Source organism: Mucilaginibacter rubeus (genome assembly GCF_014643835.1).
In the GTDB taxonomy this organism is placed as follows: Bacteria; Bacteroidota; Bacteroidia; order Sphingobacteriales; family Sphingobacteriaceae; genus Mucilaginibacter; species Mucilaginibacter rubeus.
Genome location: NZ_BMKD01000001.1, coordinates 212,609 through 228,494, shown reverse-complemented (window position 1 = coordinate 228,494; position 15,886 = coordinate 212,609). Strand labels below are relative to the sequence as shown.

The 15,886-nt window shown below is 43.6% G+C and carries 9 protein-coding genes; 2 read left to right on the top strand and 7 right to left on the bottom strand.

Annotated features, from left to right (window positions below):
- Window positions 1–22: 22 nt before the first annotated feature.
- From IEX80_RS00940 to IEX80_RS00930, 3 genes are all read right to left on the bottom strand, one after another.
- Window positions 23–3,376 (bottom strand): SusC/RagA family TonB-linked outer membrane protein, encoded by a 3,354-nt coding sequence (locus IEX80_RS00940; RefSeq protein WP_188831647.1) that lies wholly within the window; start codon window positions 3,374–3,376, stop codon window positions 23–25.
- 110 nt (window positions 3,377–3,486) lie between these two features.
- Entirely contained in the window at window positions 3,487–4,425 is a 939-nt protein-coding gene (locus IEX80_RS00935; RefSeq protein ID WP_188831646.1) for a FecR family protein, read from the bottom strand.
- Between the two features lie 48 nt (window positions 4,426–4,473).
- On the bottom strand, window positions 4,474–5,082 hold the full coding sequence (locus tag IEX80_RS00930) for an RNA polymerase sigma factor (RefSeq protein ID WP_188831645.1): 609 nt from the start codon (window positions 5,080–5,082) through the stop codon (window positions 4,474–4,476).
- Between the two features lie 186 nt (window positions 5,083–5,268).
- Here IEX80_RS00930 and IEX80_RS00925 point away from each other — a divergent pair, with 186 nt between their 5' ends.
- Window positions 5,269–5,922 (top strand): FadR/GntR family transcriptional regulator, encoded by a 654-nt coding sequence (locus tag IEX80_RS00925; RefSeq protein ID WP_176623919.1) that lies wholly within the window; start codon window positions 5,269–5,271, stop codon window positions 5,920–5,922.
- A 56-nt stretch (window positions 5,923–5,978) separates the two neighbouring features.
- Window positions 5,979–7,208, top strand: coding sequence for an MFS transporter (locus IEX80_RS00920; protein ID WP_188831644.1), 1,230 nt, complete (start codon window positions 5,979–5,981; stop codon window positions 7,206–7,208).
- A 261-nt stretch (window positions 7,209–7,469) separates the two neighbouring features.
- Here IEX80_RS00920 and IEX80_RS00915 read toward each other — a convergent pair whose 3' ends face one another.
- The 4 genes from IEX80_RS00915 to IEX80_RS00900 all read right to left on the bottom strand — a co-directional run bounded on the left by IEX80_RS00915 (window position 7,470) and on the right by IEX80_RS00900 (window position 15,885).
- Window positions 7,470–8,240, bottom strand: coding sequence for a 3-keto-disaccharide hydrolase (locus tag IEX80_RS00915; RefSeq protein ID WP_188831643.1), 771 nt, complete (start codon window positions 8,238–8,240; stop codon window positions 7,470–7,472).
- Between the two features lie 118 nt (window positions 8,241–8,358).
- Window positions 8,359–10,323: a c-type cytochrome gene (locus IEX80_RS00910; protein ID WP_229701473.1), complete on the bottom strand. Its 1,965-nt coding sequence runs from the start codon at window positions 10,321–10,323 to the stop codon at window positions 8,359–8,361.
- Window positions 10,324–10,335: 12 nt separating this feature from the next.
- Window positions 10,336–12,171 (bottom strand): 3-keto-alpha-glucoside-1,2-lyase-like domain-containing protein, encoded by a 1,836-nt coding sequence (locus tag IEX80_RS00905; RefSeq protein WP_188831642.1) that lies wholly within the window; start codon window positions 12,169–12,171, stop codon window positions 10,336–10,338.
- 144 nt (window positions 12,172–12,315) lie between these two features.
- On the bottom strand, window positions 12,316–15,885 hold the full coding sequence (locus IEX80_RS00900) for a VCBS repeat-containing protein (protein WP_188831641.1): 3,570 nt from the start codon (window positions 15,883–15,885) through the stop codon (window positions 12,316–12,318).
- Window position 15,886 lies beyond the last annotated feature (1 nt).

Sequence of the window (15,886 nt, the reverse complement as noted above, 5' to 3'; positions counted from 1 at the left end):
CTTAATTGTGGTTCCTGATTGATTATAAGCCTACGTTAACACCTATTAAAATGATCCTTGCCTGTGGGTACAAGCCTAAATCAACACCGTTTTGGTTAATACCAACTTCGGGGTCGAGACCTGTATATTTGGTAAATGTGGCCAGGTTTTGCGCGTTGGCAAAAACGCGAGCGCTGCGTACGCCAATTTTAGTCATCAGCGCTTTTGGCAGCGTGTAACCAAGCGTTACATTTTTGATACGCATGTATGAACCGTTCTCAACGTAAAAGTCAGATACGTTACCAAAGTTGCCGTTTGCATCACTTGCAGATAAGCGCGGGATATTGGTGTTGGTATGCGTTGGTGTCCAGGCGTTTTTAGCATCGGCCAGCAGGTTATAGTTTTGGATAGATGCATTTAAACCAGTGTATTTAACAGCATTGAAAAGTTTGTTGCCTGCTACACCCTGCAAAAACACGCTCATATCAAACGGGCCATAGCTAAAGTTTGCGGTAAAACCATAGCTAAATTTAGGAAACGGTGTGCCGAGGTAAGTTTTATCAGCTTCGGTTATTTTACCGTCATTATTAAGGTCCTGGAATTTGATATCGCCTGGTTTTGCATTTGGTTGAATAAGCGTACCCGAAGATCCTTTATAATTATTTACCTCATCCTGCGATTGGAATAAGCCCGCGGTTTTGTATCCAAAGAACGAATACAAAGAATACCCCTGTTGTAACCATACAGGTACCAGGTTATCCCTTACTGTTGGACCAGAAAGGATGGTTTGCTGACCTGGAAGTATGTTATCAATTTTGTTTTTGATGTATGATCCGTTAGCTGCTAAATTATAATGGAATTCACCAACGCTTCCCTGGTATTTAACCGCCAACTCAATACCTCTGTTTGTGATCTGACCACCATTAACAAACGGAGGGTTTGACACGCCATAAACAGCTGCAACCGGTGGCTGGAAGAGGAAGCGGGTATTTCTTTTCTGAAACACATCGGCAGTAACATTGATCTTACCGTTCATGAGGCCTAAATCAACACCGATATCGGTTTGCGTAGCTTTTTCCCATTTAAGATTAAGGTTGGCCAAACCATCAACAGCCGAACCAGTAATAGCTGTAGCCGGATTGCCTAAATAACCTGCGGTTTTACTTAAAGAAACTGAAGTAGGGAAGCTTGGCAAACCTGCAAGGTTACCTGACTGGCCATAACTTGCCCTTAACTTAGCAAACGACACCAATGCATCGGTAGGAAAAAATGATTCTTTACTGATTAACCAGCCTGCAGATACACCAGGATAAACCTCGGTGCGGTTTTTACTTGTTAACAATGAAGTAGCATCACGACGGATGATACCGTTGATAAAGTATTTACTTGCATAATCATAACCGATCCTGCCCAGGTATGAGATCAAAGCAGATTCGTTTTTGTTGCCTTGTAGCGGTACGCCTGTTGGGTTAAGACTACCGTTGATGATATAACGGTAAGCAGGATCTTCGCTCAGGTAGTTATCTGTGTTAACGCTAAAAAACTCCTGGGTATCATTCTGATAAGTATAACCTGCCAAAGCACTTACGTGGTGATTACCAAAGGTCCTGTCGAAGTTTAAAGTCTGCTCGGCCAGGATAGTGCGTGTATTGTTTTGCTCCTGGAAAAGGAAGTTATCAAAAAACTTTTTACCGGGCTCCAGCACTCGTGTGCTGAAGTTTTTGATAGTTTCAGAATTTTTGGTTATGCCCAGATTTGAGCGAAATTTCAAACCTTTGATCAGGCTTACTTCTACATAGGGGTTCACGTTAAAGCTGTTTACAGCATCACTGTTATCCAGGCGCTTTAAGTAAGCAACCGGGTTGATAACGTCGCCATATGAACCTGCATATTGGGCGGGTACGCCACCAAAGCTGCCATCGGCATTGTAAATAGAAGCGTTTGGCGGATAAAATATAGCCGATAAGATAGCACCAGTGTAAGCGCTTGTAGTATTAGCACCCTGACCGTTGTTATATGAATAAGAGAAACTTTCGCCAATCTTTAACCAGTTATTGATCTGATGATCGGAGTTTACCCGAAAGTTATAGCGGATAGCATTGGTATTTAACAGGATAGCATCATTTTTACGATACCCTCCCGAAATATAAAAAGTAGATTTTTCGCTACCGCCGCTGATATTCAGATTATAATCCTGTATGTAGCCTGTTCTGAACAAGGCATCTGTCCAGTTGGTACGGGTTACACGCGAATCAGGGTTTACAGTGGCGTCAAAAGCTGGCAAACGGGTTTTGCCTGCGTTATCATAAGCAGTATTTATAGCATCTGCATAATCGGCAGCGTTTAAGGCCTGTAATATTTTCAAGGCGTTTTGTACGCCGCCTTTTGCAGTAATGTCAAGATTGGTTTTACCTTGTTTACCGCGTTTGGTAGTGATCAAAATTACACCACCGGCAGCCTTGGCACCATAGATGGCAGCATATGAATCTTTCAATACGTCGATAGATTCGATGTCCGAAGGATCGATGGGGCCGCCGTTATAAATGGTACCGTCAACAACCATCAACGGACCTTCATTATTGAAAGAGCTTTGACCGCGTAACCTGATGCTTGGGCCCGAAGTTGGGTCACCACCTTCGTTCAAAACTGTAACACCTGCAATTTGTCCCTGCAGCATTTCGGTCACCGAACCCACCGAACGATCTTTAACATTACTAACTTTTAATGAACCTACCGAACCGGTTACATCGGTATTTTTTTGAGTACCGTAACCTACCACTACTACGGCGTTTAAACCCGTAACGTCGGCCTCCAAAGTAATGCTAAGCGGCGATTGACCGGCGGCAACTTCGCGGCTTTTGTAGCCGATAAAGCTAAAAACCAGCACCTCGCCCTTTTCAACAGTAATTTTAAAATTACCATTAACATCGGTTGAAGTGGCAGCAGTTGAAGTTTTGCTGCGTACAGCCACGCCGGCCAGCGGACCGTCTTTATCGGTCACTGTTCCGGTCACCGTAATTTTTTCGGGTGCACGTACCACCTTTTTGTGCGAGATGATGATAGTGCCGTACTTTTCGCGGTACTCCAATTGCGTATTGGCAGTTAAAGCGTTAAGCACATCTTTTAATGGTTTGTTAACAAATGAATTTGCCTTTACTTTTACCACAGCCACATCATCCATCTTGTAGTTAAATGCGACGGTATTTACCGCTTTTTTGAGTTTCTCGAGCGAGGCGTCCATGGTTTCATCGGCAAACTTTACGGTTACCGGCTGATCCATCAGCGATACACTACGCTCGGCGAAGGCGCGTGAGGGCAATACTGCCGTCAGGGTTGTTACCAGCAACAAAATTGCTGAGATTAATCTTCTTGAAATCCGGGTTAAAGATTTTTCCATACATTTGTTTTTAAAGTGATTAGTAACTGCCTGTTGGCTTTTAGTTTTGGCAGCTACACTTAATTGAGCCAGTGCCTGTTGGAGCAGGCATTGGTTTTCCTTTCATATTGTTATTTAATATTTACTGTATCTCCGTTTAACTTATACTTTCGGCCATCAATAAACTGAAGTATATCCAGCACTTGCCTGATATTCAAGTTATTTGAAAACCTTACCGAATAATGCTGCTGCGCCAATCGTTTTTCATTGTATTTAAAATTCACGTTATAGCGGTTTCGCAGATAAACGGTAATTTCCTTAAATGACACATTATCCAGTATCAACTCCTCATGCATCCAGCTCAGCGAATGATCAGCCGTTAGTTCCTGGCGCGTAAAGCTTTCATGTTGTTTGTTATAGGTTAACTGCTGCCTGGGTGTGTAAAAACCCAATGTATGGCGCTGATCATGCACCTCTACCTTCCCGCTGTTCACATACACCTGTATGTCGGGCAGCTCCTTATAAAATTTGATATTGAACGATGTACCAAGTACTTGAGTAATAACTTTTGCGGCATGCACCATAAATGGCCGCTTCACATCATGTTTCACGTCAAAAAACGCCTCGCCATTTATCAGCGTTACTTCTCTTTTCGTATCGCCAAAACTAACCGGGAACTTTAACGATGTGCCTGCGTTTAACTGAACAGTTGAGCTATCTGGCAGCATTATCTGTTTCATGCAGCCTTTAGGAGCGGTGATTACCTGGTAAGCTATTTGCTCATTTTTGTGGGTAGCTAATTTGGAGTAGAACAGTCCGGCACATACAGCTACCAAAACAGCGGCGGCAACTCTTAACCATCTGGTATTTAGCCTGCGGACTTTACCTTTATCTATAGTTTGTTTTTCTATCCGTTCCCACAGCGGTTGCTTAAGGGCTTTAACATTGTCGCCGGTTTTGGCGTCCGTGTCAATGTTATGCATCAGTTGTTGTAAAAGCTGCAATTCCTCGTCGGTACATTTGCCGGCGTTAAACTTATTTAGTAGTTTTTTTATTTCTCTTTGATTCACCTAACAGGGGCTTTATACCTGATAAGTGACCCGAGACGGAGGAGTGTACTATAACTTTTTGAAAAAAATTATCAACAGCAAAAATCTGCTGTAATTATCAAAGGGGATGACATCATAATACTTCTGAACAGATTTCTTCAACCTGCTTAAAGCATTACTAATTTGGTTGCGCACGGTTTGGTGCGATAAGCCTAAAAATTCGGCTATTTGCGGGCCGGTCATATCCTGCTCGCGGCTACACAAATAAACCTGTCGCATTTTCTCGGGCATATCCGCTATTTCCTGATTGATTAACAGGTGCAATTCGGCAAGGGAAAGTTTTTGGTCGGTGCTGTGTTCATAAGTTTCCTGTAATTTGGAAACATCATCTAACGGTCGCGGCTTGATGCTTTGCTTTTTGTACCACTTATAGCTCATGTAATTAACAGAAACCATGAGGTAGGCTTCAAGCGCACCATTTACCTGGATGGTATTACGATTTTTCCATATGGAGAGGAACAGCTCCTGTACCATATCCATCGCTTCATCCTCGTTTTGCGTTTTCTTTAACGCGAAGGCAATTAACCTATCGGCGTAGCGCTCATAAATTTCCCTGAATGCCCCGTCGTTACCGCTCTGCAGTTCAAGTAAAAGTTGTGCATCCGAATATTGTTTCACAAGGGGTATTTTTATGGCATCAAAGTAACGGCACAAATGTTAAGCTAAATTTAAATATATATTAATGCTTTAGAAAACACCGGCTAATAATTGGCACTATTTTTTTTAAAATAGATTTTGCCCCAAAATAACTTTTATTTCTCAAACAAACCTATACCTTTGCAATTCATCTGATGATTTACACAAATGAGTAAAATTATTAAAAGGTCGCTGGCTGAAGAGATTGCTGAGAAACTGAAGGAGCAGATTGCCGGAGGAAGGTATCAAATAAATGATAAACTACCAACCGAACCGGAGCTTATGACCGAGTTTGGTGTTGGCCGCTCAAGCATTCGCGAAGCAACAAAAAGCCTGGTACAATCAGGCCTGCTTAGGATCCAGCAGGGTGCGGGTACTTTTGTAGAGCGCAGTACTGTTAATCCGGAGCCAATGGAAGCCCGTATTAAACGCGCCCGGTCACAGGACCTTGATGAGGTAAGACAATTACTGGAGATGAAAATAGCCGAGAAAGCTGCTATAAACCGCTCGCAAAAAGATATTTTCAACATGAAAAGCCATTTAGAAACCAGGAACAGAACTGCCGAAGCCGGGCTATTGGAAGAGTGCATTGACGCTGATGTTAAGTTTCACATCGCTATTGCCGAAGCATCAAAAAACGAGATCCTGAGCGATCTATATAAAACGGCAGCCGTACATTTAAAAAACTGGTTCACTGAAATCCACCCTGATACGCGCATTTTTATCGAAACTCAGCACCTGCACGAAAAGCTCCTGAAAAACATTCTCGATTGCGATTCAAAACAGGCCTGGAATACCGTTATCGAAATTCATCAATATTAAAAAATTTCATCAAATTCATCTGATGTTATAATGTTTTATAATTTAATCTGTCACCAATGGAATCTACATCCCCAACAATCTCTGCCACGGACCCTAAAAAATTAGTTCAGCAAACTGTGTATTCAATTTTGTTCACAATCAGTTTGGCCCATTTTATTAATGATATGCTGCAATCGGTTATCCCGTCTATATACCCGCTTATCAAGCAACGGTTTAGTCTTAATTTTACCCAAATAGGGCTTATTACGTTTACTTATCAAATTACAGCCTCTATTTTGCAACCCTTTGTAGGGCTTTATACCGATAAAAAACCCAAACCATATTCATTGGCAATTGGCATGGGCTTCACTCTATCCGGACTGATGCTTGCCTCTTTTGCCGGTAACTTTTATATTATGCTGATGGCCGTAAGCCTTATTGGTATTGGCTCATCCATATTTCACCCGGAGTCATCCCGGGTGGCACATTTAGCATCGGGAGGAAAAAAAGGACTGGCTCAATCTATTTTTCAGCTGGGTGGTAATGCCGGCAGCGCAATTGGACCGCTGCTTGCAGCTCTTATCGTGATCCCTTACGGACAATCAAACGTGATCTGGTTTTGCCTTATCGCCTTCGCCGGAATTTTGGTATTGCTCCGCATAGCTAAATGGTATGCCGAACGCCTCAGTTTTAATGCAAAAAACAAAAATGCTAAAGAAACCGTTCAGTTGAACATCTCCAAAAGAAGGGTGATATTCTCCCTGGGCATTTTGCTGGTGCTTATATTCTCCAAATATTTTTACCTGGCCAGCATCACCAGCTATTATACTTTCTTCCTGATCAATAAGTTCCATTTAAGCATTCAGCAATCACAAATTTATCTGTTTATGTTTTTAGGATCAGTAGCTGCGGGAACGCTTTTCGGCGGGCCGTTAGGTGATCGTTTTGGCCGTAAATACATCATCTGGATTTCGATATTGGGTGTAGCGCCCTTTACCATGCTCCTGCCCTACGTATCGCTATTTTGGACGGGCGTTTTATCTGTGTTTATCGGCCTAATCCTTTCATCGGCATTTTCGGCAATTTTAGTTTACGCTACCGAACTTGTACCAGGAAAGGTAGGTTTAATAGCGGGCTTATTCTTCGGCCTGGCTTTTGGTATGGGCGGTTTAGGATCGGCTATATTGGGTAAAGTTGCTGATATGACCAGTATCAACTATGTATTTAAGGTTTGCGCGTACTTGCCGCTGATAGGTATCTTCACCGGCTTATTGCCTAATATTGAAGGGAAGAAGGCAGTGAGTTAAGATTTTAAATGCCCTTAATATCTCGCGCTCGTTTTCAACGAGTGCGTAACGTGGGTTTGCGTTTATAACGCAATGGCGATACAATCGCCGAACCATATTAAGCGCTCGTTATAAACGAGCGCAAGATGATCGCCTTAAAAACGGCATCAATTTATTAAAACCGTCATTGCGAGGAACGAAGCAATCCCCTATTAGCAAAGCAGCTATACAAGTCTCTCTGTACAGTTTGCGATTGCTTCGTTCCTCGCAACGACGTTTTTTTTACAACTCTCTTACCCAAACATTACGATAACTGATCGGTTCACTTTTATCACCGTGCGCCTGCAGCTTTATGGGAGCAGCACCATGTTTACGGTATTCAGGCTTACCAATGTAAGGGGTATCTCCTATTAATGAGGTATTGTTTTGAACCAGCACACCATTGTGAATTACGGTAGCGCGGGCGGCCGATTTTAACGAACCATCCTCATTAAAACGGGGAGCTGTCCAGATCACATCATAAGTTTGCCACTCGCCGGGTTTGCGGCAAGCGTTTGCCAAGGGGATGGCTTGTTTATATAAACTGCCCACCTGCCCGTTCACATAGGTTTTATTATTATAGTTATCAAGCACCTGCAACTCATAACCACCGGCTCCCCATGGCAGGGCTGCCAGGAAAATGCCGCTGTTACCGCGTGCTTGTCCGCTGCCGGTTATGTTTGATGGGATGCGATATTCGATATGCAACTGAAAATCCATGAATTTACGTTTGGTTTGGATATCGCCTGCGGTTTTATCTACCGTAATAATTTTATTATCAACTTTCCATTTATGGTTTGATGTACTATCGTTGGTGGCTACCCATTCGTCGAGGTTTTTGCCATCAAACAAAATGATGGCATCAGAAGGTGCATCTCCCAGAGTTTTACCAGGGGTAACTACAGCCGGCACCGGCGACCAGATCTCGGTATCCTCCGGCTTAGCATTTTGCTGCGCGAATATTGTTAAAGAACTGCTTGCTAATAAAGCAGTGAAAATAAGTTTGCGTTTCATTTTTAAAACAATTGATCAGGGTTAAATAATCAGATAACTAATTCATGTTTAGCTGAAAGCCTAAAAGCTTTTAAGGCAGGGCCTTTAGCTTTTTGCTTTAAGCCTTCGGCTTTCAGCTTTATTTCGCAAGCGATTTGATCCATAAAGCTATCTTACGGGCCTCTTCCTTAGGAACCTGCGGCATAGGTGGCATAGGCGTTGAATAATCTGGCCAGTGCTCGGGCTTCGGACTACGGATCAGCTGGATCAATTCGGCCACGCTATATTTGCGTTTAGCTACATCCACGTAAGCCGGACCAACCTGTCTTTTTGTAGCGTTATGGCACGAAAGACAGGTATTTTTCAGCAGGATCGGCTGCACCTCTGCATAAGTAGGAACCGCGCTTAACCCAACTGCAGATTTTACTGCCGCAGCTTTTTTACCGGCAACGCCCTTTTTCAGATCGGCCGCAGCTGCGGCTTTGGCGGAATTAATCGTACTTACCTCCGTCATGGAAAGTTTTTGCCCTTCGGGGATATTATTCAACGTATAATAAGCCGTTGGGTGAACTAAATTGAAATAGTTTTCCTTATCGCGGATGCCTGCAAGCGTAATGGTGTGGATATAATATTTACGCAGGTTATTCACAATCAATCGCGCTTTTAAACCATCTGCTGATACCTTAACACCTACTATCGGGCATTTTTCGGTATTTACCGGCGGACTGCCATATACGCCATGGTATTTATAGATATAGCTTTCTACAGAGTATGAAGCAATATCTTCAGCTACTTTCTTATCAACCGGCTTGGTAAACTCTATCTCAAAACCATCGGGCATTGCACGGATAGCACGCATCTCAAACGGAACTTTATTGTTCCATACCAATCGCTGCAAGCCCATAGTGGCCTCCCCTGCAGATCCCCAGCCACGGTTAGTTTCGCCTGCAGCCAATGAACCATCAGGTAACCAGGCCAGCCTTACTATGCCCGACTGGAAACCGCTTCTGAAAGCCCAGGCCGCGCCCTGGTATTCGCCGTTAACCTTCTCTAAAAACACCCTGTCGACCATACTTTGGCCCTGGTCGCAGATCAGTAATTGCCCGGCAAAAGGACCGAATGCGCCTTCCGGGATTTTAACAATTTCGGAGTTGGAGATTCCTAAGATCCCATGCGGTAACCAAACCGCGGGCAGTTGTAATTCAGGGATTTCCTTTTTAGCCTCAAACTCCGTTTTAAATTTTTCATTAACAATATCCTGCGGCTTTACTGGTTGGCCGTTTTTATCAAATTCTATCCTCGGGTTGTTTTTGGCAAAGAATTGCTCGGAAGTGAGTTTTAGCGGCGAGTTAGGCAAACCCGTCCAAACCAGGCTTGAAGGATGCCCCATAAAAGCTCCTTTTTTGATTGGCATGATACTACCTGAACCAACCCAGTCGCCCTGGTTATCTGAATACCAAAGTTCGCCATCAATCATGCTGATACCGCAAGGCGAACGCAAGCCCGCCGCCCATGGCGTAACAGTGCCATCTTCCTTAATATTTAAAGCCCAGCCCCGGTAAGGCACAAAGCTTTTCGGGTGCCACCAATCGGGCGGGAAGCCGAGGTTCAAAGTCACAAAGAATGAGCCATCGGGCGCTATTTTAGGCCCGAAGCTATACTCATGATAGTTACCAGATAATGGCCATGCATAAATAGTTTCAAAAACATCGGCCTTACCATCCATATTGGTATCAACCAGCTTGGTCAATTCGCCGCGCTGAACAACGTACAACGCACCATCTTTCCAGGCGGCACCCAGCACCTCATGCAAGCCCGAAGCAAACTTGCGGAAAAAAGGATGCTGACCGGTTGGATTTTCGACCATAAATATATCTCCACGACGGGTAGTTACCGCCAGGGTGCCATTAGGCAGCGTACACAAACCGCCAACTTCCAGGATAGTACCCTCAGGCGCGGGCACTTTCATGATCTTAAAAAAGTCATCTTCTTTAGGCGATTCGGCCTGGGCAAAAGTATTTTTGATATCGCTCAACAGCGCGATAATTATAAGCGTAAATAAAAACGTGCCCTTGTTTATCATTTGTTTTAAAGTATTGTTCATGATCAAGGCAGCTTAAAAAATGATAGAATAGGTTAATTTCTTTTGAATGGGGATGATAAGCTCCTGCTTCCCTCCCGCATCCCGAACAATAGGTTTGGCGCCTGCCGCATCATCAATACGGATATAATAGGATTTATCATCAATGACATATAATCCATTGCCCAGCGTTTCGATATTGCCGGATGCCAGGTGATAAAACAGGCCGTCTACTGCATTGGCAAGCGTTACTTCCCGGTGAATACCTTGCCCTTTATCCATCACACTGCTGGCATCATTTACCGAAGTGCCATAAATATTGTACTTAAATGCCGGAACATCGTCGGCATTCAAAACATAGCCTTTTGGCCTGTATCCTGTGCCTGCAGTATCCAAAGCCCAGGCGGCATTTGCATCGCTCAGCTTTTCGATAGCGGGTACAGGTTTGCCAAGGTATTGTACAGAACCAGCCGGGCGCGATGAGCCATCGCCCCTGTCATGCCACATGGGTGTGGCATCTAAGAAACCACCACGCCAAATCTCAACAATCATTCCTTTATCCAAATCGTAAGTGTAATGCAACAGTTCAGGGCTGCCTACATTTACACCATGGGTAACCCTGATACCTCCCGGTAAATCAGAAAAGCTCCGTAATACAGTATTTGAAGTTGCATTAATCAAAATAGGATCAACAGGATCATTGTTGCTTACATTGGCATCGCTCAATAAATACTCGCGGATGCCCGGGCCTGACACCGTAAGCCCTAAAGCCGGCCTGGCCCATTCGACAGTTTTTGAGTAGAGTAATTCAAACGGATGATCGCCGGGCTGTAACTGGGCCTTGCCCTCTCCCCTGTTTTCGGCTAACATAACCGCATCAACTCCGTCAATACGCAACTTGCCTTTACCACCCGGTACATTTAGTTTAAAAACGTATTCACCAGCTTCTTTAATTTGAATATTGCCAGTATAACGGATTAGGAAATCATTGGAAAGCTTACCTTGGTTTGATGATAATACAGGCGAAGTTCCTTCTGATTCGGGTTTTAGTTTCTTATAACTATCTCCCTCAATAATCCCATCTTTATAAACCCCGTATTTCAGGTTTGAAAGTGCAGGGTGAGGCTTGTCAAAACTGGTTATCCTGATATTCCTGAAAGCTACCGGACCATGATCACCCTGTAAACGCAGCGGACCGGTGGCGGCCTCCTTAGTATCAAAAGCTCCGCGGGTTGGTCCGGCAAGCTCCACATTATCCTGGATCAAAACACCATTGAGCCAGATGTAAAGAACCTTGGCGTTACTAATCTTTTGGCCGTTGCCATCAAAGCGCGGCGCCTGGAACGAAATTTTCATGTGCTGCCACAAACCCGGCGCACGGCTGGCATTTTGCCTCGGCGCATGGCCATCATAACCTTGCTGACCTTCGGGCTTGCTATCGTCCCAGCGCTCATAAATACCGCCATTATCGCCCGATTTTGGGTTTACCGTTCCCCAGCTATCCAACAACTGGATCTCGTAACGGCCCTGCAAATAAATACCCGAATTGGAACCTTTGGCCATCATATAATCAAGCTCCAGATCGGCATCGCCATAAGTGGTTTTGGTAAACAGGTCTTTCGCGTCCTTTTTGCCGGGCAGATTTACCAAAATCCCGTTACCGTCTTTAAGGGTTAAAACTTCATTCTGCGCAATATCAGCCTGTACGCCGGCCGCTACTTTCCAGTTAGGTGATGGATTATCAAAAAAAGAAAGATCATTAAGTGATACCGTGTTTTGCGCCCTGAGTTGCTGGCAACCCAACAGGCAAACACACGCTATCCAAAACTTTTTTCTGCCGAAGAGCTTAGGAGATTGATTAAAGCAATGCATTGATTTTTAATTATAATATGGTTTATTGGCTAAAGCGCATAACAATGCGGCCTTATATTAGCGACGCAAGATAATTAATTTACGCAATCGATTACGAAATATTTTAATCAATTTCCGGTGTAATTTCACCCGATGGTAAAACACCTAATTTACAAGCCTTTGATTACCCTTGTCATCAAAAACGGTAACGCTTAATATTTTGTCATTAAGCTGTATAAACCTTGCTGATTGCGACAAAAAAGATGAGCCAAAATAAAATTCCTGCCTTGAGGTATTGCCGTTCTTATATTTAATCAGTGCATAAACATCATTGTCCTTAACCGGGATAGCTTTTGTTTTATTTTCTGATCTGAAAACTTTTAAAACATCTTTATGCTGACTGGCGGCCAATATTACCTGCCCATTTTTATCACGGAACTTAACCAGAGCCTTACCATCCCCCGGAATATAAATACCGCTTTGCATAATACTTAATGGCTTAAAGTTGCCTTTGCCGTCACCTTTCAGCATTAAACCGTTAAGCGCATCATAACGCCCGATAGTAGCATCACTGCCATAATCGTTGCCATTGATAACTACATCGAGGTTTCCATCCCCGTCAAAATCTCCGGTTTCCATACCGTTTAATACCGATACCTGGGCTTCAACCGGCAGCGGGATAGCTGTAAATTTACCATTGCCATCATTCCTTAAAAAACATGATTGTAAGGTATTAGCTTTCAGCTTCAACGCCCCGCTCCTCTGTTCGGATGAAAGCACCTCATCCATAGTTGCCAAAGCGTACGAGCGATAATTGGTAAACTTTTTTCTCATGCTGATCATTTGCTTCAGCATATCATCGCGACCGTACATTGGGTACTCTTTTTTGTCCCCGTTTTGATCGGGTAGGAAAATAGACGGAATCGCGCTGTAGATGCCGCTCTTATCAAATTCTTTAGCTGTAATGTAAACAGGATATTGGTCACTGGCTTTGATCAGGCTATTCTCGCCCAAATTCCCGACAATATAATCCGTACGGCCGGTATGCCTGAAATCTCCGGCTACCAATGAGTTCCACCAACCCAGCTTATTGCCCAGGCCGGATTGAACTGTGGTATTAACAAACTTACCATGTTCATTTTTAAGGAATGTTACCGGCATCCACTCGCCGGCCATGACCAGGTCGGGCCAGCCGTCGTTATCATAATCGGTAAACAGGGCATCACAAATCATGCCTATGTTTTTCAAAGCCGGGGCTACCTGTGCTGTAACATCCGTAAATTTTGCGTGACCATTTTCACTATCGTTCCGCAAAATAAAACTCGAAACAGGGTTGGGGTATTTCCATGGCTCAACTCTTCCTGATACAAACAGGTCGGGCTTGCCATCTTTATTATAATCACAAGCCCGTACGCAAAGTTTGCTGGTGAGATTTGGAGGCAAAGCATCAGCAGTAAGCGTAAAATTGCCTTTGCCATCATTGATATAAAGCCTGCCCTGGTATTCTGGACCATTTGCTGCAAATTCGTAACCTCCACTGGCCGCATATAAATCGAGCTTGCCATCACCATTAGCATCAAAAAGCAACAAACCTTCATCTTGAAAATTATGGACAGGATTAATATTACCTGTTAACAGGTTGCGGCGGTTAAATTTGCCATCGGGCATCTGGAAAAAAACCTGCGCCTGATCGTAAGCGGTGCCGCCAATGATCAAATCATCAAAGCCATTGCCGTCGATATCACCCGCGGCTAAAGCCGGATTATACTCCGAAAGTTTGTGCGGGAGTAGTTTCTGGATATTAAAATCAAGAAAACCGCTTCCCTTGTTGGTATAATGGATCCCTATGGAATCTGTTATTTCTTTAAATAAAGCGTTCGCGGCTATTTGCGGCTGAACAAAGGAATAAGGGTCTTGAGCATTTTTTATATCAACCTTTATTAACTGATCTGCTTTTAGCTTTGTCAGCTTTTCTCTTTTGCCATTGGGCCATTTGATCAAAACCGAATCTATTGCGGTAACTTTACCCAAACCGAAATGCGCTATACTTTGTACCGATGAAATATATCCCCGGTAGGGATCATTTTCATATACCTGTGTCTTATCCTTATCGTAAAATATCTCGGCCGTAGCACCTAAGCCGTTAATATTTTGCCTATCACCTTTAAAGCTGATTTGCAGGTAGTGCGTTTTATCGAGGTTATTTTTATCATCGCGAGATGTGTTGCGATAAACTAAAGCTTCATCGTTGATATTGTTAACCACCATATCCATAGCCCCGTCATTATCCAGGTCCACGTACACTGCACCGTTTGAAAAAGTAGGCAGGCTTAAGCCCCAATCCTTACTCACATCGGTAAAGGTGAGGTTGCCGTTATTCGCAAAAGCATAGTTATGCAGCTTAATTTCGGGGATTTGATCCAAAACTTTTTGTTTGGAAGTAACGGCATAGGCCTGCTCACGGTAAGTCATAAAATCATGGTCAGACACATCCTTAGGGAAGCCGTTGGTTATGATCATGTCCCGATAGCCGTCATTATTAAAATCGGTGATCAGCGGTGTCCAGCTCCAGTCGGTTTGAGCAATGCCACTTAAAAAGCCTATTTCGCTAAAAGCAGGGGCGCCAATAGCACCATTCTGTCCTAAACGCGGCCCCTGGTTTAATTGCAGGGTATTGCGTACATATTGATATTGTGTACCATAAATATCAAAGTTTTGATAAGTTTGGTAACTATTGGGACCGAGGATCATCTTTTTGCGATAGTTATCCTCCGGATTCATGTCCAGTTCAACAACATCGGGCAAGCCATCGTTATTGATATCGATAACATCCTGCCCCATAGCGTTGTAGGATGTGTGTTTAAAATATTCTTTGGTACGATTGGTAAAGGTACCATCATGGTTGTTGATGTAAAGGATGTTGTTTGATATAAAATCATCCGATACGTAAATGTCTTTCCACCCGTCGTTGTTAAAATCGACCGTCGTGGCTGCATGGCCGTAACCATCCAGGTTAATACCTGCCTGTGCGGATACATCATGAAACACGCCATGATGTAATTTTTCATCCCAATCGTTACGGTACAACCTGCCCCGGCTATGATTTGCCGTATAATTTGAGTTACCGAATAAATTAGGGTTGTAACTTGCCGTGGCGCTGTTCACAGTAAGGTACATATCCAGGTCGCCATCGTTGTCATAGTCAAAAAAGCTTGCCATGGTTGATTGTGCGCCTGCTTCCAGACCATATTCTGAAGCCTCATCTTTAAAATGAGGAATACCATCGTTGCCTTTCCCCTGGTTAACGTATAGTATATTCCGCCTTTTCAGCGAGTCTTTGGTAATGGTATTGCAAATGTAAAGGTCTGGTAAACCATCATTGTTGATATCAACTACCGCAACACCCCTTCCCCATCGGCCCGCGCCATTTACACCCGCGGCATCGGTAATATCATCAAACTTAAAATCACCTTTATTAAGATATAGCTTACTTGCCACCATATTACCCGTAAAGTATAAATCGGGCAGGCCATCGCCATTAAAATCACCAACCCCTACGCCCCCTCCATTATAAATATTCACCAGGTCTAACGGGTTTATAGAATCGTTTTCGATGATCTCATTTTTAAAATGAATGCCCGAATGAGATGATGAAACCTGCTGAAAAAGTGAAGTTTTTTTACAGGAGAATAAGACAGATGAACATAGTATAACGATGGATAAAATTTTCTTCATC

What these genes read in the sequence shown, in the direction of transcription:
- IEX80_RS00940 (WP_188831647.1), bottom strand. Translation starts at nt 3,376, where the DNA reads ATGGAAAAATCTTTAACCCGGATTTCAAGAAGATTAATCTCAGCAATT.
- IEX80_RS00925 (WP_176623919.1), top strand. Translation starts at nt 5,269, where the DNA reads ATGAGTAAAATTATTAAAAGGTCGCTGGCTGAAGAGATTGCTGAGAAA.
- IEX80_RS00920 (WP_188831644.1), top strand. Translation starts at nt 5,979, where the DNA reads ATGGAATCTACATCCCCAACAATCTCTGCCACGGACCCTAAAAAATTA.
- IEX80_RS00915 (WP_188831643.1), bottom strand. Translation starts at nt 8,240, where the DNA reads ATGAAACGCAAACTTATTTTCACTGCTTTATTAGCAAGCAGTTCTTTA.
- IEX80_RS00910 (WP_229701473.1), bottom strand. Translation starts at nt 10,323, where the DNA reads ATGAACAATACTTTAAAACAAATGATAAACAAGGGCACGTTTTTATTT.
- IEX80_RS00905 (WP_188831642.1), bottom strand. Translation starts at nt 12,171, where the DNA reads ATGCATTGCTTTAATCAATCTCCTAAGCTCTTCGGCAGAAAAAAGTTT.
- IEX80_RS00900 (WP_188831641.1), bottom strand. Translation starts at nt 15,885, where the DNA reads ATGAAGAAAATTTTATCCATCGTTATACTATGTTCATCTGTCTTATTC.